Here is a 21,051-nt window from a genome sequence, read left to right as displayed (position 1 = left end):
TCCTGTCACCCGTCAAACAGGATGCGTTCCGTAGAGTAGCCCTAAAACTACTCTGGACTTCATTTGAACCGTTATGTTCCTGTTAAAACGACTAAGCATCAGCACGGTATTTATTCTGGCAGGCTGCGTCTCGCTGGCCCCAGAGTACCAGCGACCGGAAGCACCTGTACCCCAGCAGTTTTCGCTCTCCCGTAACGGCCTGACGCCCGCGGCGGCGGGGTATCAGGACACCGGCTGGCGACGCTTCTTTGTCGATCCGCAGGTTGCCGGATTGATTACGGAAGCCCTGAATAACAATCGCGATATCAAAATGGCCGCCCTGAAGGTCGAGGAAGCCCGGGCGCAGTTCAACGTGACGGATGCGGATCGCTATCCTCAGCTGAATGCCTCCTCGGGCATCACGTACAGCGGCGGGTTTAAAAGTGACAAACCCACCGCGCAGCAGTACGACGCGGGCCTTGCGCTTAGCTATGAACTCGATTTCTTCGGCAAGCTGAAGAACATGAGTGATGCCGACCGACAAAACTTTTACGCCAGCGAAGAGGCCCGTCGCGCGGTGCATATCCTGCTCGTCTCTAACGTGTCGCAGAGCTATTTCAACCAGCAGCTGGCGTATAAACAGCTGCGTATCGCGCGGGATACGCTGAACAATTACCGGCAGTCTTATGCATTCGTTGAGCAGCAGCTGTTGACGGGCAGTACGAACGTCCTGGCGCTGGAACAGGCCCGGGGACAGATCGAAAGCACGCGTGCAGATATAGCCAAAAGAGAGGGGGAGCTGGCGCAGGCCAATAATGCCCTGCAGCTGGTCCTTGGCACCTATCGCGCGCTGCCGGGTGACGGCGGCATGAACGCCAGCGACGTTGCGCCGGTAAAACTGCCTCCTCATCTTTCCTCCGCGATACTGCTGCAGCGTCCGGATATTATGGAGGCGGAGTATCAGCTGAAAGCGGCCGATGCGAATATCGGCGCGGCGCGCGCCGCCTTTTTCCCGTCCATATCTCTCACCAGCGGGCTTTCAACCGGCAGCACGGAGTTGTCCAGCCTGTTCACGTCAGGGAGCGGGATGTGGAATTTTATTCCTAAAATTGAAATTCCCATTTTTAATGCGGGCAGAAATAAGGCCAACCTTAAGCTGGCCGAAATTCGCCAGCAGCAGTCGGTTGTGAATTACGAACAAAAAATTCAGTCCGCCTTCAAACAGGTTGCCGACGCGCTCGCGCTGCGAGATAGCATTAACCAGCAGCTTGCTGCGCAGCAGCGGTATCTTGATTCGCTACGCATCACCCAGCAGCGGGCCAGAGGGCTATATTCCAGCGGCGCTGTCAGCTATATCGAAGTGCTTGACGCGGAACGTTCTCTTTTCTCCACTCAGCAAAATATTCTCGACCTTATTTATGCCCGGCAGGTTAATGAAATTAATCTCTTCACCGCGCTCGGCGGCGGTTGGGTCGAATAACGTTATTTAATTAAACAGGAAAATAACCATGCGCAATTCACTTAAGGCCGTTGTATTTGGTGCGATCTCCATTGTGTTTTCTGCCGGCCTCCAGGCTGAGGTTCATCAGCACGAGATGATGAGTGCTGCCAGCGAAGGGACCTCAGAGCAGCTCATCACCGGGACCGGTATCGTGAAGGACATTGATTTCACAAATAAAAAAGTCACGATCTCCCATGAAGCGATCCCGGAAATTGGCTGGCCTGCGATGACCATGCGTTTCACCTTTATTCAGGCTGACGAGAGTATTAATTCTTTAAAAGTCGGCAGTCACGTGAATTTCTCGTTTGTTCAGCAGGGCAATCTCTCTTTACTCAAGAGCATTAAATAGCGAGAAACGGCATGGCCTCATTAAAAATAAAATATGCTGCCATGATAGTCAGCAGCCTTATTGCGGGAGGGCTGATATCGGTGACGGCATGGCAGGCGATTCATTCATCTGAAAAAACGGAAAATAGCGCACCAGAAAGAAAGGTGCTTTTCTGGTATGACCCAATGAAGCCAGACGTGAAATTCGATAAGCCCGGCAAATCGCCGTTTATGGATATGGATCTGGTGCCGAAATATGCGGATGAAAACGACAGTAAAAGCAGTGCCGGTATCCGTATTGATCCGACCCAGGTTCAGAACCTGGGATTAAAAACGCAAAAGGTGACGCGCGGAACGCTGAACTATGCCCAGACGATCCCGGCTAACGTCAGCTATAACGACTATCAGTTTGTCATTGTGCAGGCGCGCGCGGAAGGCTTCGTGGAGAAAGTGTACCCGCTGACGACGGGCGATAAGGTGAAGAAAGGCACGCCGCTTATCGATATTACCATTCCTGACTGGGTCGAGGCGCAGAGCGAGTTTCTGCTGTTATCCAGTACAGGCGGAACGCCGACGCAAATTAAAGGGGTTCTGGAACGGCTTCGGCTGGCGGGTATGCCGGATGAGGATATTCAGAGGCTGCGCGCGACCCGTACTATCCAGACCCGGTTTACCATCAGGGCGCCGATCGACGGGGCGATCACGGCCTTTGACCTGCGTACCGGCATGAATATTTCGAAAGATAAGGTGGTAGCGCAAATTCAGGGGATGGATCCGGTCTGGATCGGCGCGGCAGTGCCTGAATCCATTGCTTATCTGCTGAAAGAGACCTCACAGTTTGTTATTTCGATACCGGCCTGGCCGGATAAATCCTTCCCGGTTGAAAAATGGAGTCTTCTGCCGAGCGTGGATCCAACCACCCGTACCCTGCAGGTGCGCCTGCAGGTCGCTAACAAGGATGAGCTGCTGAAGCCGGGCATGAATGCCTACCTGAAGCTGAATACCCAAAGCCAGGAAATGCTGCTGATCCCCTCCCAGGCCGTTATCGATACCGGCAAAGAACAGCGCGTGATTACGGTTGATGCGGACGGGAATTTTGTACCGAAAAGGATCCACGTTCTGCATGAATCTCAGCAGCAGTCCGGCATTGGTAGCGGACTGGAAGAGGGGGAGTCGGTGGTGGTCAGCGGTCTATTCCTGATTGACTCGGAGGCCAATATTACCGGCGCGCTGGAGCGCATGCGTCACGCTGAAGCTGCTGACGGCGCGCACTCTGGCCATTAAGGAGACGATGATGATTGAATGGATTATCCGGCGGTCCGTCGCCAACCGTTTCCTGGTCATGATGGGGGCGCTGTTTCTCAGCGTCTGGGGGGCATGGACGATTATTAACACCCCGGTCGATGCCTTGCCCGATCTCTCTGACGTTCAGGTAATTATCAAAACCAGCTATCCCGGCCAGGCCCCGCAGATTGTTGAAAACCAGGTGACCTATCCACTGACTACCACCATGCTGTCGGTTCCCGGCGCAAAGACCGTGCGCGGTTTTTCGCAGTTTGGTGATTCGTACGTGTACGTCATTTTTGAAGACGGCACCGATTTGTACTGGGCCCGTTCGCGCGTGCTGGAGTATCTGAACCAGGTTCAGGGCAAGCTGCCTGCTGGCGTGAGCTCTGAAATTGGTCCTGATGCCACGGGCGTGGGCTGGATATTCGAGTATGCGCTGGTGGATCGCAGCGGAAAACACGATCTCGCGGAGTTGCGCTCGCTGCAGGACTGGTTCCTGAAATTTGAGCTGAAAACGATCCCGAACGTGGCAGAAGTGGCCTCTGTCGGCGGCGTGGTGAAGCAGTATCAGATCCAGGTCAATCCGTTAAAACTGGCTCAGTACGGCATTAGTCTGCCGGAGGTTAAGCAGGCCCTTGAGTCGTCTAACCAGGAGGCGGGGGGATCGTCAGTTGAAATGGCGGAAGCGGAGTATATGGTCCGCGCCAGCGGCTACCTGCAGACGATGGACGATTTCAATAACATTGTCCTGAAAACCGGAGAAAACGGGGTACCGATTTACCTTCGAGATATCGCCCGCGTACAAACGGGGCCGGAAATGCGCCGCGGTATTGCCGAGCTGAACGGGCAGGGGGAAGTTGCGGGCGGCGTGGTCATCCTGCGTTCGGGCAAAAATGCGCGTGAAGTCATTACGACGGTGAAAGATAAGCTGGAGACGCTGAAGGCCAGCCTGCCGGAGGGCGTTGAGATAGTGACTACCTACGATCGCAGCCAGCTCATCGATCGGGCAATCGACAACCTGAGTTCTAAACTGCTCGAAGAGTTTATCGTGGTGGCCATCGTCTGCGCCCTGTTCCTGTGGCACGTCCGCTCTGCGCTGGTCGCGATTATCTCTCTGCCGCTTGGCCTGTGTATTGCCTTTATCGTCATGCATTTCCAGGGGATGAACGCCAATATCATGTCGCTGGGCGGCATTGCCATTGCGGTCGGCGCGATGGTGGATGCCGCCATCGTCATGATTGAAAACGCGCACAAACGGCTGGAGGAGTGGGATCGCCAGCATCCGGGAGAGCAGATTGATAACGCCACCCGCTGGAAGGTGATCACCAACGCCTCTGTCGAGGTTGGCCCCGCGCTGTTTATCAGCCTGCTGATCATCACCTTATCCTTCATTCCTGTCTTTACCCTTGAGGGTCAGGAAGGGCGGCTGTTTGGTCCGCTGGCCTTCACCAAAACGTACTCCATGGCGGGCGCGGCCGCGCTGGCCATCATCGTTATCCCCATCCTGATGGGGTTCTGGATCCGGGGTAAAATTCCCGCTGAGACCAGTAACCCACTGAACAGGCTGCTGATTAAAGCCTACCATCCGCTACTGATTAAGGTGCTCCACTGGCCAAAAACAACCCTGCTGGTTGCGGCCTTATCCATCTTCACGGTGATCTGGCCTCTCAGCCAGGTGGGCGGCGAGTTTTTACCGAAGATCAACGAAGGCGATCTGCTGTATATGCCGTCAACGTTGCCGGGCGTCTCTCCGGCAGAAGCGGCGGCGCTCCTGCAGACCACGGACAAGTTAATCAAAACCGTCCCTGAAGTGGCCTCTGTTTTCGGCAAGACGGGTAAGGCCGAAACGGCTACGGATTCCGCGCCGCTCGAAATGGTGGAAACCACCATTCAGCTCAAACCTGAGAATGAGTGGCGGCCCGGCATGACGATTGACAAAATTATTGACGAACTCGACAAGACCGTTCGGTTGCCCGGCTTGGCTAACCTGTGGGTTCCGCCCATTCGTAACCGGATAGACATGCTTTCCACCGGGATCAAAAGCCCGATTGGTATCAAGGTGTCAGGTACCGTTTTGTCTGATATTGACGCCACGGCGCAGAGCATCGAGGCGGTAGCCAAAACGGTGCCGGGCGTGGTGTCAGCCCTGGCTGAACGTCTGGAGGGCGGGCGCTACATTGATGTCGATATCAACCGGGAAAAAGCCTCGCGCTACGGGATGACGGTGGGCGATGTGCAGCTCTTTGTCTCCTCGGCCATCGGCGGGGCGACGGTGGGTGAAACGGTGGAAGGCGTCGCCCGATACCCGATTAATATTCGCTATCCTCAGGACTACCGGAACAGCCCGAGCGCGTTGAAGCAGATGCCTATCCTCACGCCGATGAAACAGCAGATCACGCTGGGCGATGTGGCGGATATCAACGTGGTTTCCGGCCCCACGATGCTGAAAACGGAGAATGCCCGACCTGCGAGCTGGATTTATATCGATGCTCGCGGCAGAGATATGGTGTCGGTGGTGAACGACATTAAGACGGCCATTAGTCAGAACGTAAAGCTGAGGCCGGGCACCAGCGTCTCATTCTCCGGGCAGTTTGAGCTGCTCGAACACGCTAACAAGAAACTGAAGCTGATGGTGCCGATGACGGTGATGATCATCTTTATTCTGCTGTATCTGGCGTTCCGTCGCGTGGATGAAGCGCTGCTGATCCTGATGAGTCTGCCGTTCGCCCTGGTCGGTGGGATATGGTTCCTCTACTGGCAGGGCTTCCATATGTCTGTGGCAACCGGCACCGGCTTTATCGCCCTGGCCGGGGTGGCGGCAGAATTTGGGGTGGTCATGCTGATGTATTTGCGTCATGCCGTTGAAGCACAGCCGGCGTTGTCCCATCGGGACACGTTCACCGAACAGGGGCTTGATGACGCTCTTTATCATGGTGCCGTGCTGCGCGTGCGGCCAAAGGCGATGACCGTCGCGGTGATTATTGCCGGTCTGCTGCCCATTCTTTGGGGTACCGGTGCCGGGTCAGAGGTCATGAGCCGGATAGCGGCACCGATGATTGGCGGGATGATCACGGCGCCGCTGTTATCGCTGTTTATTATTCCTGCGGCGTACAAGTTAATTTTGCTGCGCAGGCATAAAAAGCCATAAAAAAAACCGCCAGCGATGGCGGGTTTTTTACGGAATGAACGCTTAGTGAGCTGTTTTAGCACGCGTCTGGCTGAGAAGCTTTCGCCAGGCACGATTATGCAGAGTAAACAGCAGCATCTTATAGAAGGCGGTTGAAAGGATACAGCTGCCGCTAAGCAGTAGCATGCCGATACTCACTAGCGCCGCGGTCAGACTGACGCCCGGAGCTGCGCTACCGCTCAGCGCGACCAGCAGATAGGCTGCCGTTAATACCAGGCTTATCACCGCCAGCGTAAGGTGTAACCTCACGGCGCGCATGCTGCCTTTGCCAATCATAAACATCGTCACGCCGTTAAGGCCAGCGAACAGAAGGGCGATCAGGACAACCCAGACGAATACGTGTTCCGCTGGTTGGTTGAGTCCGGCGAGTATGCCATACCCCAGCCACAGCTGAGGAATAGCGAAACTGACAATCACCCCGAGGGTACTAATCGCCGCTGGAATACCCATGGTGTGTAGACCTACAGGTTTGCCCATTTCGTCAGCCAACTCAGTCTTTAGCTGTTGCAGCTGTGTCGGGGAGGCATTGCTTATGCTGGTAGCCACCTCGTTACAGCGTTGCAGGCGACGGGAAAAAACTTTAACCATTTGAATACTCAGCGTTTAGTTAGACGAAAATGACTGCAACAGACCGACTACATAGCGCCCGGACTGGACGGTGTTTTGAGGATTGCGGATCGTCCCCGTTAGTGAACTGCCAACAAAGGCCGATGCGTTGTTCACAGCACTCATCAGCTCACGTTGCAGTGATTTCTGTAATGATTCGCTGGGAAAACGTTTCGGGTAGACGCCTGCGCGGATCGCTGCCTTCACACCGGCGCTGGAAATACCTGGATTCTGCGCTTTAATGATCTCTTCCGTGATGCGCTTACGCTCGGCACGGCTCAGGCTTTGGAACCAGGCGGTAACTTTACTTGAGGATGCCGCTTTCATCAGCTTGTACGTTTCTAAAGTACCTCGCAGCGCGGTTCCTGCCGCAGCCAGCGAAATGACATCCAGAACCGTCGTGGTAGCTACATACCAGTCCTGGCTGTCGAGCCAGGCAACATCGGAACCATGATCGTTATGGATAGCCAGCAGACGGCCCGCGCCAATCATGCATTGTGCGCCCGTTGCCAGCGTACCGGACAGGCTAATCGCAGCAATCACACCAGACCCGCCAGCGGTAAAAGGCACTGCCGCACCGGCACCAAACGCCATAACAAGCGTAACAATCATCGCGCCACAGGCAAAACCGGTTGAGGTAATTTCCGTAGCAAGTGAGGGAGTCGTTAGCGTCGCCACCACAGCTTTTTCTGCACTGATTTCCTTAGCATCCGGAATTTTACTGATTACCACATGGCTGACGGTGCTCTGATTCACATCTGCAATGCGGCGTGAAGGGCGTACCAGCCAGCGCTGTTTGCCATCATCAAAAATGATGCCGACATTGTAAAAATTACGCGTGCAGTCGAGTTGGGCGGCCAGCTTTTTAAAATCGATATCAGCACCGGTTTGTAGTCCCAGGCTGCGCGAAAGGTCATAAGAGGGAAGGGTGCTGTCAGGCGACTGCTGACCTGGTAAGTTCATCGGGGAAGCTCCTTCATTCCGTGAGGACAATTAATTAGCAGGATAATTTATTGAAGAAATTTATGATTCGAACACTAAGACTTAGATAATAGCAGCGTTAACTCGGTGAGCAAATGATATTGCTTGACTAAAATGTAAACGATACTAGGGGGTATTAAACCTTACCCGCAGACTCTCTTAATTCAGTAATATCCCTTTTAGGCGATTGACCGAACTCTCTTTGAATCAGCGGCCCGAGAACAGGAATGGCTTGAGGCTCGTCAAGCAAAGAGAGCAGGCGGCAGAAAGGCTCCAGCAAAACATCAGTAACTGTACCGATCCCTACACCCGTTCCCGCGTCCAGTGGCCAAAAGGCCACTGCATTGATGTGAGAGGGAAGGCAGCTATGAGGGTTTTGACTGAACTGAACAGTTTATGGCTTATTCTCTGATGTCCACATCGTATTTAACATAATATACATTATGCGCACCAATATGGAATCAGAAGAAATCTGGCATCTTATGGGCATCGTTGGCCTGGTTGCTGATGGCCTCTGAGTGTGTCTTCTCAAGTGCTGCTATCGTCACGCTAATCATCTCACAGTGCGTGGCTTACCGCTTTGCCCTGTTGATATAAGCCTGTAAACCCTCAGCAAGAAAATCAAACACCGTTTTACAGGCCTGACTGTGGCGTAAATCCTCATGCATCACCAGCCAGGTGTCCAGATGAAACGCAAAGTATTCAGGCATTATCCTCTGCAACGGCGGAGAAAAATCTGCCAGTTGTACCTGACACATTCCGATACCGGCCCCTGCGCGAATAAGGTTTAATTGTGCAATATCGCTGTCGGTCCGAACGGTAAACAGATCGCGGTTTAGCTGTGGGTATTGTTTAAGCGCCTGTAAAATAAAGGGCGTTAAATTATCGAAACCGACAAGCGTATGGGTTAATAACTCATCAATACTTTCCGGAGCACCACGCCGTGACAGATAGGCTGGCGCGGCATGCAGACCTATTTCCACCCTTCCCATCCGACGTGCAATCAGTTGCTCCTGCACCGGCGTCGCCATGCGTACGGCAATATCCGCCTCCCGATTCAGTAAATCCTGAACTCGATTAGACAGAACCAGTTCAACGGTTATTTGCGGATATTCTTCCTTTATCTGTGCAATCACGGGAGGCAGAACCTCCGTTCCGATGATTTCACTGGCGGCGACGCGCACCACGCCCCGCAATCCGGTTGCGTCGGAACTGAAACTGGCAGCCGACCGCTCAATCATCATGGCCGTATTTTCCATCGCCTGAGCATGACCCTTCAGCTCAACGGCTGCATCCGTGGCCTGCAATCCCGTCTGCGAACGAGTAAATAAAACAAGCCCCAGGGCTGATTCCAGCGCAGCAATATGCCGTCCGGCGGTTGGCTGAGTAATAGCAAGCCTGTGAGCGGCTCCTGACAGTGACCCTTCCTTCATCACGGCCAAAAAGGTGCGATACCATTCCCACGGAATATTTAGCTTCATACAAATATGCATACCTGCTGGCTTATATTATGCAATTACATTTAGCCCGTGTGGCCGCTAAGATGTCAAGCAGATATCCAATAAGGGCCAGACGATGAAAAGCACAAATAAGGTACTGATACTGGGCGCAACCGGTGGGATCGGTGGCGAAATTGCCCGTAAATTGATCCGTGATGAATGGGATGTTCGGGCATTGCGCCGCAGCGCCCCTCAACATGACGATCTCAACGAAAGCATGACGTGGATAAGCGGCGATGCGCAGAATGCTGAACAGGTTGAGGCAGCGGCGTCAGAATGCAGCGTGATTGTCCATGCCGTTAACCCGCCGGGTTATCGAAACTGGGAACAGCTGGTTTTACCCATGCTGCATAACACCATCAACGCAGCGGAGCGAAACGGTGCATTAATCGTTCTGCCGGGCACGATTTATAACTACGGTCCTGATGCTTTTCCCCTCTTACGCGAGGATTCCCCTCAGGATCCAATTACCCGAAAAGGAGCCATACGCGTGCAAATGGAGAATGCGCTCTCAGCCTATGCTCAGCGTGGCGGTAAGGTGCTCATTTTACGGGCGGGCGACTTTTTTGGTCCCCTCGCAGGCAACAACTGGTTTTCACAGGGACTGGTAAAACCGGGGCATCCACCGAAGGTCATTAAAAATCCCGGGCAAACCGGCGCAGGACATCAGTGGGCTTATCTGCCGGATGTCGCCGAAATCGTTGCGGCACTGCTGGCGCGGCGGGATGAGCTCGAAGCGTTTTCCTGTTTCCATATGCGTGGTCACTGGGATCCTGATGGGACAACGATGACCACAGCCATAAAGCACGTCGCGGAGCATGCCGGTATTAAGGCGAAGGTGAAGTCATTTCCGTGGTGGCTGGTCTCTGCAATGAGTCCGTTTAACACCACGCTGCGTGAAATGCGGGAGATGCGATATCTCTGGGAGCAGACAATAGAGATGGATAATTCAAAACTGATTGCCTTTTTAGGCCATGAACCGCAGACCCCCCTTACCGAGGCCGTGTGTTCTACATTAGCGGGCCTGGGCTGTATTTAACATAACCTGCACGTTTAGAAAGGGTTGAAAGATATCTGATATACTTCAGCTTTTGAAAAACCGCTGCCGTAAGCAAATGGAAATTGAATTAAATAAGAGTGTTAAAGAGAGAGTTTTCCATGCTGTCATTTTTGAAGTGACGGCCAACGTTATCATCGCGCTGTCACTCGCCTGGCTGATGAACGTGTCGGTACTCCAGTCAGGCTCGTTGTCCGTGATATCCGCCCTTACCGCAACGGTCTGGAATTTTATTTTTAATAAGCTCTTTGACTCCCTGCAGAAAAAACATCAGTTTCAGCGCACATTTCTCGTTCGCGCAATCCATGCGGTTGGTTTTGAAGCGGGACTTATCATCTCCTTAATCCCTGTGGCAATGGTTATGCTGAATCTGACCGTGGCTGAGGCATTTTTTGTTGAGATTGGTCTGGTGCTGTTTTTCCTGCCCTATACGATGCTGTTTAACTGGCTTTACGACTACCTGCGCTGGACGTTCGTTGGACGGAAACGTACGGCGTTATAGCTATAGTAGATCAATGTAAAAAATGAAGAGGAAGAAAAATGCGAAGTCTCCTGACTAAAAGAATTTGTCTTGCGTTAGCGTTATCCGCCGCCGTGACGGCTCAAGCCGCTCAGAAAGAGAGCCATGACGACAAACTCACCGGGATAACCATTTTCGCTCAAAAAGAGTCTCAGGGAAGCCAATGGGACAGTACAACGGGCGAAGCAAAATATATGGTTAGCTATAAGGTTACGCTGGATAACGCGTCGGGTAAAAGTATTGAGCCGGGCAAAGATAATAAGATTTGTTTCTTCCTGTTTGATAAAAATGGAAAAACATTTATGAGCACCGGCATTGAGCTTGAGATGTTGAAAAAATATAAACCGCGGGACAATAGAACAGGATTGGTCTATTTTTCCAGCTCAAACCCTGACGTTTTAAATATGCCATTTGTCCGTTTCGGCATCGGGAAAGACTGCATAAATTGATGACTGTCACATTGACACGTTGTTTAGCATGTTCGACCCCACTCTCCTTCTATACTGGTTATTTCTCCAACTCATAAAGGAAGGAACCATGTTCGATCATGTGAAATTCGGCGTCAGTGATTATGAAAAAAGTAAAACCTTCTTCCTCCATGCGCTTAAGCCGCTTGGCGTAGAACTCATCGATGAAGGCACGCCAGACTACGGTGTCGAAATGAGTTCAGGGGATGTTTCGCTCTGTCTTTTTCAGACAAATGAAAAACCAGCCCCTCTGCATCTGGCGTTTGTCGCCAACACGCGCCAGCAGGTTGATGCGTTTTACCATGCCGCCCTGCGCGCCGGCGGACGTGATAACGGCGGGCCGGGGCTGAGGTCATACGGTGACAATTACTATGCCGCGTTTGTCATCTCGCCCGATGGCCACAATATCGAGGCGGTGTGCCATGCGCCGGAAAGTCAGTAGCTCAGCCCTTCTGTCAGAAGCGATTAAATGATCTGCCATGCATCTTTTTGCACGATAATGCACGAAACTATTTCATAACGCGGCGACAATCCCGTAATGTATCGGCAGTAAACGTGCAACTTCATGCAATAACACTGACAGAGGTACCTATGACACAACAGCTAATTTTAATTGCCGGCCCCTATCGCAGCGGAACCGAAGGCGTTCAGGCACGCATTGATGAGAATCTGGCGCGTCTCGAAAGCGCAGCATTAGCCGTTTACCAGCGGGGTCACATCCCGGTCATTGGCGAATGGCTGGCTTTGCCGTTGGCAAAAGCCGCAGGATCGAAAACGGTTGGTGATGAAATCAGTGAAGCGATGCTGTACCCCGTTGCTCACCGGCTCATAGCTAAATGTGATGCCATTTATCGTATTGCCGGTGCGTCTAAAGGTGCCGATATGGACATTGAGGTCGCCCGCAAATATGGCCTGAAGGTTTATACCGCCCTTGAGAACATTCCTGAGGCTTAAGGCAGTCCGCCAGCCAGCCTGTGAGCACAGGCTGGCTATCAGAGAGTGTCACTCTCTGAGGTCAACACGACGGATACCCCCTTTTCCGATACCGCGCGGATCCACTCATTATCGGTATTGTCTTCAACGATAATGGTGTTCACCGATGACACATCGCCAATCACAAACGAAGACGCTGTGTTGATCTTTTCCGGAGAAGCCAGGACAACCGTCTCAGCTGCTCTGCCGGAAAATGCACGTTTGATGCACGCTTCTTCGAAATCGCCGGTTGTCAGCCCCGCCTCAGGATGGATCCCGGTCACGCCCATAAAGAACAGATCTGCATGAATATTTTCGATGCCTTCGATGGCCGCAGCGCCGACCGCAACAATGGAATGCTTATACAAGCGACCGCCGATCAGAATCACCTCGATGGACGGATGATCCACAAGCCCCAGGGCGATGCTCGGACTGTGCGTAACCACCGTTATGCGCAGGTCAGGAGGGAAAAACGTAATCAGCTCCGAAGTTGTCGTGCCACCGTCAACGATCACCACCTGGCCTGATGAAATCAGCTGTGCCCCTTTCCGGGCCACCCTTTTTTTTGCATCCATCTTCACGGACTGTCGTTCAGCAAATGGCGCAACAGCAGAAGATGACGGCAGCGCGCCGCCGTGAACACGCTGTAAACGCCCTTCTGCCGCCAGCTCGCGTAAATCACGCCGAATGGTGTCTTCAGAGACGTCAAAGAAAATACTTAGTGCTTTTGACTGGACCTGACCTTCGGCGCCAAGCTTTTCGAGGATCAGTTGTTTTCGCTGACTGGTGAGCATCATGAATTCCTGATGTTGCATGTTTTATCTTGAAGATGAACGATAATGCTGTTTATGATAATTACTCTACGTAAGGAGGAACAAACGTGCAATCAAAACGTGCAGATGTGCGCATCATTGACAGTGAAACCCTGTCAGATAACTGGTACAACCTTAAAAAATACACCTTCGACCTGCAGCGCCGTGACGGTGAATGGCAACGACAGCAACGAGAGGTCTACGACCGTGGCAACGGCGCGACTATTCTTCTCTACAACCGTGAGAAAAAAACGGTGATCCTGACGCGCCAGTTCCGCTTCCCTGTCTTTATCAACGGTCATGAGGACGATTTAATTGAAGCCGCGGCGGGACTGCTGGACAACATGGATCCCGAAAGCCGCATAAAAGCAGAAGCGGAAGAAGAGACAGGATTTCAGGTTTCGAGCGTGCAGAAAATCTTTGAAGCCTATATGAGTCCAGGCTCCGTTACGGAAAAACTCTATTTTTATCTTGCCGAGTACCAGCCGAAAGACAGAACCGGCGAAGGCGGCGGGATCAAGGCTGAAGGAGAAGATATCGACGTGCTGGAAATGACGCTTGAAGAGGCATTATGCGGCATTGAAACAGGCAAGATTGTCGACGGTAAAACCATTATGCTGCTTTATCATATTGCTCTTAAAGGCATTATGTAGCCTGCGGGTTAAAATCCTGATGAGAATCAGCTTCGGTACGCTTGTCCGATACTCGAATGTAAAGCGGAAAACCTCCTAAATTTCGCAGCCTACTATATTTAGTGAACTATTTCGGGATTCGACAAAATCGTCAACAATTCGCTGAGTCATCTGCATTTGCCATTTAGAAATGCCAAACGTTCGACAGGCTACCCGCTTAGGTAGCCTGTCTTATCTGTTGACTGGATTAAAATGCGACTCGCTACAGATAACGAAGCATATTATACTTGCTCCTCCACTCGAACAGGAGGCAAGCAACTCACGTGAAGGATACATATTACAACGACATAACGATCAATACGCTAATTCAGAGTGAGCTGGACGCGTTTTTTGAGGACTTCAAAGGGATCGTCTTCGCCTACGCCATTATGAACAAGAAAGATCCTTCACAGATGCGGATAATCAATAACAGCCCCGAGTGGTTTGATATCTACCTCGACAGGAAATATCAGTTCATTGACCCTGTTATCATTCGGGCTTTGCGCTGTGTTGAGGATTTTTTCTGGGAAAGTGATGTCATCCTGTCTGATGGATATAACCTGACGCGTATTTTCAACGAAAGCGTCCAGTATGATATCTACCAGGGGCAGACTTTCCCTCTGCATGATTATCTGAATAATCTTGTCGTCTTATCCGTCATCAGTCCTAAGCATTCTGGGATTGATATTGAAAAATATCGGCCACAATTTTTAAGCTTCCTTGTTCAACTGCATCAGAAGACACTCAATCTGTATAGCCAGCATCAACAGAAAAAGAATGTTTTTCTGTCGCCACGTGAGCGACAAATCCTTAAATGGGTCAGCGCCGGGAAAACCTACGCAGAAATTTCTGTTATTTTGTCTATTGCTGAACGCACCGTTAAATTCCACATGGGCAATGTAATGAAAAAACTCGGTGTGAATAATGCCAGGCACGCAATTAAACTTGGAACAGAACTACGATTACTGGACGACTGAGCCTCAGCCACTGGTTATAAGTGGCGTAAATGCTCCAGCATTTCGCGAAGCCAGTGACTGGATTTATCTTTGCTAATAATGTCTTCAATAATGCTGATACTGGCAGGCATAAATATATAGTAAATAACCTCCCCTTTTTCAGACACGCCGCGTTGAATAACTTCGACTTTCCAGTTTGCATGACGAAAAATGGCATACATACCACGACTGACTACTGCGTACATTCCATGATATTTATTGTTAATGCAATAAATATTCATCGCAAGAAACAATGCCTTACTCGCGGGCACGCCCTGCAGACTTGAGGAGTCTCGTCTTTCTTTATCTAAAAATAAACGGCTAATTTCACAGCAGGGAACATCTGCCGGAAAAATAATGGTTTCGGTAAAATAATTGTGAAAAATTTCGCTTATCATCGTCGGATGCGTCGCGTTAATGAATCGTGCGCCGCATAACAATTCTCCCTCATACATACCCAACAAGTATGTCGTGTTTGGGTTGTCAAATTGATCCTTTTCCATATCTTCCACGCATTCAACTTTCCAGTCGAGTCGGTCCCGAAAGGTTTTTCTCCTGAGTCGGAAGAGTTCGCGGGCTAATGCTGACGGTAAATCATCGTAATCATGCAAAAAAAACTCAATAACAGAATTCATTGCTCTTATTCCTGATAATAACACCTGAAACTATTATCCCCTGTCTTTTAGGACAGCTTTCATTGTGCATGGTATTCCTTATACTTAAAAAGTACCCGGCCACTAAGTCCTCGTGAAACTCAGTGGCCAGGAGGTCAAAGACCTACGAAACACCAGGGATATATCCATTCATGATTATCTAATATTTATAGTTTCGGGTACAGAGTGTAAGAAGCACTTAGCCGATAAAATATTAAAAAACGATAATCATAAAATAATTACAATTAAAGTATTGCCCCTTAAGAATTTAAGGGGTAATCTTTCCTTTTTCTTATTTTTTCCCCTATTATCTCTGTTCTTACTGCTGTGCTACTCTTGCAGAAGCATGCTAAACGGAGAACCAAAATGGCCGACTGGAATCCTTCTCTTTACCTGCAATACGGCGCGGAAAGAACGCGTCCTGCCGCTGAACTGCTCGCCAGAATTCCTCTGGATGAGGTCTCCACCATCGCTGATTTAGGCTGCGGGCCGGGAAACAGCACCGCGCTGTTGAAGCATCGCTGGCCTTTGGCGCACATTACCGGGGTCGACAACTCCCCTGCAATGCTCGAGGAAGCAAGAGCCGCATTGCCTGACTGCCATTTTGTTGAGGCCGATATCCGCCAGTACAAGCCTGGCCAGCCGCTGAGCCTGATTTATGCCAACGCTTCGCTGCAATGGGTTCCTGACCACTACGATCTCCTGCCTCATCTCGTTTCTTTGCTCACGCTTAACGGCGTATTAGCGATCCAGATGCCTGACAACTGGCTTGAACCCACTCACGTAGCGATGCGCGAAGTGGCGCTGGAGCAAGACTACCCTGACCGCGGCCGCGAACCTCTCCCGGGCGTGCATGCCTATTACGACATCTTGTCGGAGGCCGGCTGTGACGTGGATATCTGGCGAACAACCTATTTCCATAAAATGAGCTCCCACCAGGCCATTATTGACTGGGTAAGCGCCACCGGTTTACGCCCGTGGCTCCAGGAACTGAATGAGAGCGAGCAGAAACGTTTCCTGAAACGCTACCATGAACTTCTGGAAGAGCAGTATCCGCTCCAGGAAAATGGGCAGATACTGCTCGCTTTTCCGCGGCTATTTATCGTGGCGCAACGCCAGCCCTGACGGGTTATGACCGGGCTTCTTTCAGCAGTTGCTGGATGACCTTTTCCTGCTGCGCATAATCTCCTTCGCCAAAGGCGGTATAGCGTAGCTGGCCTTTGGCATCAAAATAGTAATGCGCTGGCCAGTACTGGTTCCCGAAAGCGTTCCAGATTTTGTAGTTGTTATCCGTCACCACCCGGTACGGCAGCTGCCATTTCTCTACAGCGGTTTTTACCGACGAAAGCGGCTTTTCCCAGGGATATTCCGGCGTGTGAACCCCAATCACGACCAGCCCCTGAGACTGATACTTCGTGGCCCAGTCTCTCACATGGGGAAGCGTATGCTGGCAGTTAATGCAATCCCACGTCCAGAAATCAATTAACACCACCTTCCCTCGCAGGGATTCAGACGTGACAGGGTCACCGTTAATCCACCCTGTGCCACCACTTAACGAAGGCAACTGGCTGCTGGGCTCTGTCAGCACGACCGGCCGGAGCTTCACCGGCGCGGCTGTGGGTTTCGCCAGGGTCAAAAGTGTTCTCTCCAGACGATCCGCAACGCCGTTTGCTCCTTTCAGAAGCGAAGTCATTCCTGTCGCGTTAAATACGACTGCCGCCAGCATCACCACGCCCGCCCCCTGCCGCAGCCTTTCCATCAGCGCCGATTTTGCTCTTAACGGCGCCATCAGCGTGCGGCCTCCTAAAACGAGCAGGCTCAGCATCAGCGCGCATCCGCTACCGTAGGCCGCCAGCAGCGCGCCCGTCGCAATGGCCGAGTGGCCCGCGATATTAATGCTGAAAATGGCGCCCAGTATGGGTCCGGCGCAGGGAGACCAGAGCAGCCCCACCGCAAGCCCGGCCAGAAAAGCCGATGCCATACCGCGCGTTTGCCCGCTTCGGGCGTTGAGTATATTGCCCGCGCTGACGGCCGGACCCGCAATACGCTGGGCGAATGACGGAAAAATTAAGGCCAGCGCGGCCGCGGCCAGAATGACGAGGGCGATCCAGCGCCCAACGATGGTTGCCTCGGCGATCCACTCGCTGGCGACGGTGACGACCATCGCCACCAGGGTGAACATCACGATCATCCCCGCGAGCAGGGCCAGAATATGGCGTCGCTGCCCCTGAAAACCAGCGAACAGGAGCGGGATAACCGGTAGCGTACATGGACTGAGCAGGCTTATCATCCCGCCCAGAAAAGCGATTAACAGAAACATAGACACCTCACAATACAAGTCCTGCGACGCTGCAGTGAGGCTATTTCATCGTGCGGATGTGTTCAGGATATGTGTAAAAACGCGGGTTTTGTCTGGCTCTGTATCGCCCTGCCCGGGAGATACAAAGCCGTACAATTACCTAACGGCGCGGTAGCGTAATGGAGACGTCCAGCCCGCCTTCGGTCCGATTCGTTAGGTTGAGCTTTCCTTCCAGCTGAGCGGTAAGCTGTGCGGCAATCGCCAGCCCGAGTCCTGTTCCGCCGGTATCGCGGTTGCGCGATGTTTCAACCCGATAAAACGGCTGTAACACCGCCTCAAGCTCGGCTTCGGGGATCCCCGGTCCGTCGTCCACAATGTGAATAACTACCTCGCTGTCAGACGAATCGTCTATGGCAATCGCGGCACGCTCGCCGAACTTGAGGGCGTTATCCAGCAGGTTGGTCATCACCCGACGAAGCGCCTGCGGACGCGTAACGATCGGTAAACGGGCTTCGCCTGCCTGAAACTGCACGTTTTTACCGATGTCCTGATAATCGCAGGCGATGCTGTTGACCCAGGCATTCAGCTCCAGCTTCAGCGGGGTCTCTTCCAGTGATTCTGATGACCGGGCATACGCAATGCCCTCGCGAACAAGACGCGTCATGCTATCAAGATCGTTCAGGAGCTTGTCGCGAAGTTCGGGTTCCCCAGCCATCTCTACGCGCAGCTTCATGCGGGTAATCGGCGTCTGGAGATCGTGAGAAATAGAGGCCAGGATCTGCGCGCGCTCCCTGAGATAAGACTGAATGCGCGTCTGCATTGCGTTAAAGGCATGGGCTGCGCGCTGCACCTCCAGCGGCCCTTTCTCCGTCATTGGCGTGCTGGCCGCCGGATCCAGTGCATCCACCGCGTGGGTAAATTGTGAAAAAGGCCGCACTACTTGCCGCACGGCAATCCAGGCGCACGCAGCCAGCAGCAGCAACTGCAGGATCAGCACAACGGGCAGCCAGCTGGCGACCGGCGGCATGCGCGGGATCAGGTCAATGGTCAGCGGCGCGCCGTCGCGCAGCGTCAGATGCGCCTGGATGTGTGAAACGGAACCGGGAACGGCGGTGAAGCTGAGCGGGTACCGTGTCGCGAGCGTCACTTTTAAGGTCCGGATGGCATCCTGCGAACGCTTATCCGTCGGCGCGTTGCCGGGCTCTCCCGGCCCCAGAATATAGCGGTAATTGCCCCGTTCGAGGCGCGGAAGCCAGGCCGCGCGTTCGCTGGCCGGTACGCGGTCTAAAATGGCGACGCTGGTTGCGACGTCGTTTTCCAGGTTACCGAGCATCACCGTTCTGGCGCTGTGCATTCGTTCAACCATGACCAGCGTCAGGCTCAGGCCGTTAGCCAGCAGCAGGCCGGACAGCACGACGAGCAGCAAGCGGGCCAGCAGCGAGCGTGGCCAGAGCGTCATTCGTTAGCCTCTTTGATGGTGACCGGCATCGTAAAAACGTAGCCTTCGCTGCGCACGGTCTTGATATAGGCGGGCGTGCGGGCATCTTCGTTCAGGCGCTGACGGACCCGGCTAACCAGCAGGTCGATAGAACGCTCAAACAGCTCGGCGTCGCGCCCCTGCGTCAGGTTGAGCAGCTGATCGCGGGTCAACACCCGCTGAGGATGATCAAGGAAAACGCGCAGCAGGCGATACTCCGCCCCGCTGAGCGCCACGATCACCCCTTCCGGATCGATTAAGTGGCGGGCAACGGTATCGAGCTGCCATTCACCGAACATCACCAGCCGCCCGGCTTCCGTCACCTGCAGATTGGGCGGCATCGTGCGAAAACGTCGTAAAATCGCTTTGATACGCGCCAGCAGTTCGCGGGCGACAAACGGCTTCACCACATAGTCATCCGCGCCCATCTCCAGACCCAGGATCCTGTCCGTCTCCTCATTGCGGGCCGTCAGCATCAGGATGGGCAGATCTTTATATTTACCGACGCGTAGCTCTCGACACAGCGTAAGGCCGTCGTCGCCGGGCATCATGACATCCAGCACCACCAGGTCGATATGCTGTTTATCCAGCACGACGCGCATCTCTTTGCCGTTGGCCGCGCCCGTCGCGCGATAGCCAGACTTACCGAGATAATCGACAATCAGTTCACGAATATCCCTGTCGTCATCGACGACAAGGATATGATCAATATGCTCCACCGAAATCTCCAGACCGAAGGGTAACGTACTGAAAATAGCACATTTCAGAGCTTGTCCGCGTCAACGACGGCCTTGACGAAATCCTGCGGATCTTCCTGGGGCGGATTGTGCCCCACGGTTGCCCCGAAGGTGCGGTGCTCATATTTACCGGTAAATTTACCCGCGTAGGCCTGCGGTGCCGGATGCGGCGCACCGTTGTTCCCGCCTTCGATGGTGATCGTTGGAACGGTGATATTCGGCAGCGTAGCGAGTTTTTGCTCGTAGCTGTCATATTTGCGCTCGCCTTTTTCCAGCCCTAAACGCCAGCGATAGTTGCTGAGCGTCACGGCGACGTGATCCGGGTTATCGAGGGATTTGGCGCTGGCGTTAAACACAGCATCGCTAAATTTCCAGTCAGGCGAGGCCTGAGACCAGATTAAGCGCGCGAAGTCATGCGTGTTTTTGGCATAGCCCTCAGCACCGCGCGCGGTGGCAAAATAGAACTGATACCACCACTGCTGCTCCGCTTTTGGCGGCAGCGGCTGTTTGCCAATCTGCTGGCTGCTGATGAGATACCCGCTCACCGATACCAGTGATTTAACCCGCTCTGGCCACAGCGCCGCAACGATATCCGCGGTACGGGCACCCCAGTCATATCCTGCAAATACCGCCTGCTTAATATTCAGGGCGTCCATCAGGTTTACAATATCTTTCGCCATGGCTGAAGGCTGGCCGTTGCGCGGCGTTTTGGCTGACAGAAAGCGCGTGGTGCCGTAGCCGCGCAGAGAAGGCACAATCACCCGATAGCCTTTTGCCGCCAGCGCGGGGGCGACGTCGGCATAGCTGTGAATGTCGTACGGCCAGCCGTGCAGTAAAATAACCGGCTGACCGTTTTTCGGGCCGATGTCGACATAGCCGACATTCAGATCGCCGGCGTTAATTTGCTGCGGATGATCAAAGGCTGCCGCGACGTTTGTGCCGGTGGCTTCGGCCTGGCAGGACATCACGGTGCCAAGAGAAACGGTCAGTGCGAGAGTTGAGTACGCGAATTTGCTAAACATGT

The 21,051-nt window shown here is 52.9% G+C and carries 21 protein-coding genes and 1 pseudogene; 12 read left to right on the top strand and 10 right to left on the bottom strand.

Annotated features, from left to right (window positions below; genetic code table 11):
* Positions 1-73 precede the first annotated feature (73 nt).
* The 4 genes from DFO52_RS01620 to silA are packed head-to-tail and all read left to right on the top strand — an operon-like array spanning position 74 to position 6,242.
* Complete coding sequence (locus DFO52_RS01620; protein WP_133548998.1) at positions 74-1,459, top strand: efflux transporter outer membrane subunit; 1,386 nt, start codon at positions 74-76, stop codon at positions 1,457-1,459.
* Positions 1,460-1,487: 28 nt separating this feature from the next.
* Positions 1,488-1,829, top strand: a complete 342-nt coding sequence (cusF, locus tag DFO52_RS01615) for a cation efflux system protein CusF (protein ID WP_047647704.1) — start codon at positions 1,488-1,490, stop codon at positions 1,827-1,829.
* An 11-nt stretch (positions 1,830-1,840) separates the two neighbouring features.
* Positions 1,841-3,091 (top strand): efflux RND transporter periplasmic adaptor subunit, encoded by a 1,251-nt coding sequence (locus DFO52_RS01610; RefSeq protein WP_133548996.1) that lies wholly within the window; start codon positions 1,841-1,843, stop codon positions 3,089-3,091.
* Between the two features lie 10 nt (positions 3,092-3,101).
* On the top strand, positions 3,102-6,242 hold the full coding sequence (gene silA / locus DFO52_RS01605; RefSeq protein ID WP_133549836.1) for a Cu(+)/Ag(+) efflux RND transporter permease subunit SilA: 3,141 nt from the start codon (positions 3,102-3,104) through the stop codon (positions 6,240-6,242).
* A gap of 42 nt (positions 6,243-6,284) precedes the next feature.
* Here silA and DFO52_RS01600 read toward each other — a convergent pair whose 3' ends face one another.
* From DFO52_RS01600 to DFO52_RS01585, 4 genes and pseudogenes are all read right to left on the bottom strand, one after another.
* Entirely contained in the window at positions 6,285-6,869 is a 585-nt protein-coding gene (locus tag DFO52_RS01600) for a hypothetical protein (protein WP_133548994.1), read from the bottom strand.
* A gap of 15 nt (positions 6,870-6,884) precedes the next feature.
* On the bottom strand, positions 6,885-7,850 hold the full coding sequence (locus tag DFO52_RS01595; protein ID WP_063439400.1) for a hypothetical protein: 966 nt from the start codon (positions 7,848-7,850) through the stop codon (positions 6,885-6,887).
* 214 nt (positions 7,851-8,064) lie between these two features.
* Positions 8,065-8,190 (bottom strand): annotated as a pseudogene (locus DFO52_RS01590) (AraC family transcriptional regulator N-terminal domain-containing protein); the annotation flags it as partial.
* 250 nt (positions 8,191-8,440) lie between these two features.
* The gene (locus tag DFO52_RS01585; RefSeq protein WP_133548992.1) at positions 8,441-9,349 is read right to left on the bottom strand and encodes a LysR family transcriptional regulator; all 909 of its coding nucleotides are present in this window, start codon (positions 9,347-9,349) and stop codon (positions 8,441-8,443) included.
* 94 nt (positions 9,350-9,443) lie between these two features.
* On the opposite strand from DFO52_RS01585, the gene DFO52_RS01580 reads away from it, so the two are divergent.
* From DFO52_RS01580 to DFO52_RS01560, 5 genes are all read left to right on the top strand, one after another.
* The gene (locus DFO52_RS01580; RefSeq protein WP_133548990.1) at positions 9,444-10,406 is read left to right on the top strand and encodes an NAD-dependent epimerase/dehydratase family protein; all 963 of its coding nucleotides are present in this window, start codon (positions 9,444-9,446) and stop codon (positions 10,404-10,406) included.
* Between the two features lie 76 nt (positions 10,407-10,482).
* Positions 10,483-10,926 carry a PACE efflux transporter gene (locus tag DFO52_RS01575; protein ID WP_029741276.1) on the top strand — a complete coding sequence of 148 codons (444 nt, stop codon included), beginning with the start codon at positions 10,483-10,485 and terminating at the stop codon, positions 10,924-10,926.
* A gap of 38 nt (positions 10,927-10,964) precedes the next feature.
* Entirely contained in the window at positions 10,965-11,393 is a 429-nt protein-coding gene (locus DFO52_RS01570; protein ID WP_133548988.1) for a DUF4354 family protein, read from the top strand.
* 88 nt (positions 11,394-11,481) lie between these two features.
* A complete protein-coding gene (locus DFO52_RS01565; RefSeq protein WP_029741274.1) occupies positions 11,482-11,853 on the top strand; it encodes a VOC family protein in 372 nt (123 codons plus the stop codon).
* A 149-nt stretch (positions 11,854-12,002) separates the two neighbouring features.
* Complete coding sequence (locus tag DFO52_RS01560) at positions 12,003-12,365, top strand: DUF4406 domain-containing protein (RefSeq protein ID WP_029741273.1); 363 nt, start codon at positions 12,003-12,005, stop codon at positions 12,363-12,365.
* A gap of 38 nt (positions 12,366-12,403) precedes the next feature.
* Here the strand turns inward: DFO52_RS01560 and DFO52_RS01555 are convergent, their stop codons facing one another.
* Complete coding sequence (locus tag DFO52_RS01555) at positions 12,404-13,177, bottom strand: DeoR/GlpR family DNA-binding transcription regulator (RefSeq protein ID WP_133549834.1); 774 nt, start codon at positions 13,175-13,177, stop codon at positions 12,404-12,406.
* Positions 13,178-13,263: 86 nt separating this feature from the next.
* Here DFO52_RS01555 and DFO52_RS01550 point away from each other — a divergent pair, with 86 nt between their 5' ends.
* The gene (locus tag DFO52_RS01550; RefSeq protein WP_133548986.1) at positions 13,264-13,848 is read left to right on the top strand and encodes an NUDIX domain-containing protein; all 585 of its coding nucleotides are present in this window, start codon (positions 13,264-13,266) and stop codon (positions 13,846-13,848) included.
* A gap of 302 nt (positions 13,849-14,150) precedes the next feature.
* Positions 14,151-14,843 (top strand): LuxR family transcriptional regulator, encoded by a 693-nt coding sequence (locus DFO52_RS01545; RefSeq protein WP_029741270.1) that lies wholly within the window; start codon positions 14,151-14,153, stop codon positions 14,841-14,843.
* A 14-nt stretch (positions 14,844-14,857) separates the two neighbouring features.
* Here DFO52_RS01545 and DFO52_RS01540 read toward each other — a convergent pair whose 3' ends face one another.
* Positions 14,858-15,496 (bottom strand): acyl-homoserine-lactone synthase, encoded by a 639-nt coding sequence (locus DFO52_RS01540; RefSeq protein ID WP_133548984.1) that lies wholly within the window; start codon positions 15,494-15,496, stop codon positions 14,858-14,860.
* 384 nt (positions 15,497-15,880) lie between these two features.
* Between DFO52_RS01540 and tam the strand changes: the two genes are divergently transcribed.
* Complete coding sequence (gene tam, locus DFO52_RS01535; protein ID WP_029741268.1) at positions 15,881-16,639, top strand: trans-aconitate 2-methyltransferase; 759 nt, start codon at positions 15,881-15,883, stop codon at positions 16,637-16,639.
* Between the two features lie 4 nt (positions 16,640-16,643).
* Here the strand turns inward: tam and DFO52_RS01530 are convergent, their stop codons facing one another.
* From DFO52_RS01530 to DFO52_RS01515, 4 genes are all read right to left on the bottom strand, one after another.
* Positions 16,644-17,834, bottom strand: a complete 1,191-nt coding sequence (locus DFO52_RS01530; protein WP_133548982.1) for a cytochrome c biogenesis protein/redoxin — start codon at positions 17,832-17,834, stop codon at positions 16,644-16,646.
* 139 nt (positions 17,835-17,973) lie between these two features.
* A complete protein-coding gene (locus tag DFO52_RS01525) occupies positions 17,974-19,272 on the bottom strand; it encodes an ATP-binding protein (RefSeq protein ID WP_133548980.1) in 1,299 nt (432 codons plus the stop codon).
* Positions 19,269-20,009 carry a response regulator gene (locus DFO52_RS01520; protein WP_023311803.1) on the bottom strand — a complete coding sequence of 247 codons (741 nt, stop codon included), beginning with the start codon at positions 20,007-20,009 and terminating at the stop codon, positions 19,269-19,271. The genes DFO52_RS01525 and DFO52_RS01520 overlap by 4 nt, the downstream gene beginning before the upstream one ends.
* Positions 20,010-20,053: 44 nt before the next feature.
* A complete protein-coding gene (locus DFO52_RS01515; protein ID WP_133548978.1) occupies positions 20,054-21,049 on the bottom strand; it encodes an alpha/beta hydrolase in 996 nt (331 codons plus the stop codon).
* Positions 21,050-21,051: the final 2 nt, after the last annotated feature.

The sequence above is a fragment of the Enterobacter sp. AG326 genome, from assembly GCF_004362415.1.
GTDB classification, from domain to species: domain Bacteria; phylum Pseudomonadota; class Gammaproteobacteria; order Enterobacterales; family Enterobacteriaceae; genus Enterobacter; species Enterobacter asburiae.
Note: the sequence above shows the minus strand (reverse complement) of the source record. Positions and strands in the feature narration are given on the sequence as shown.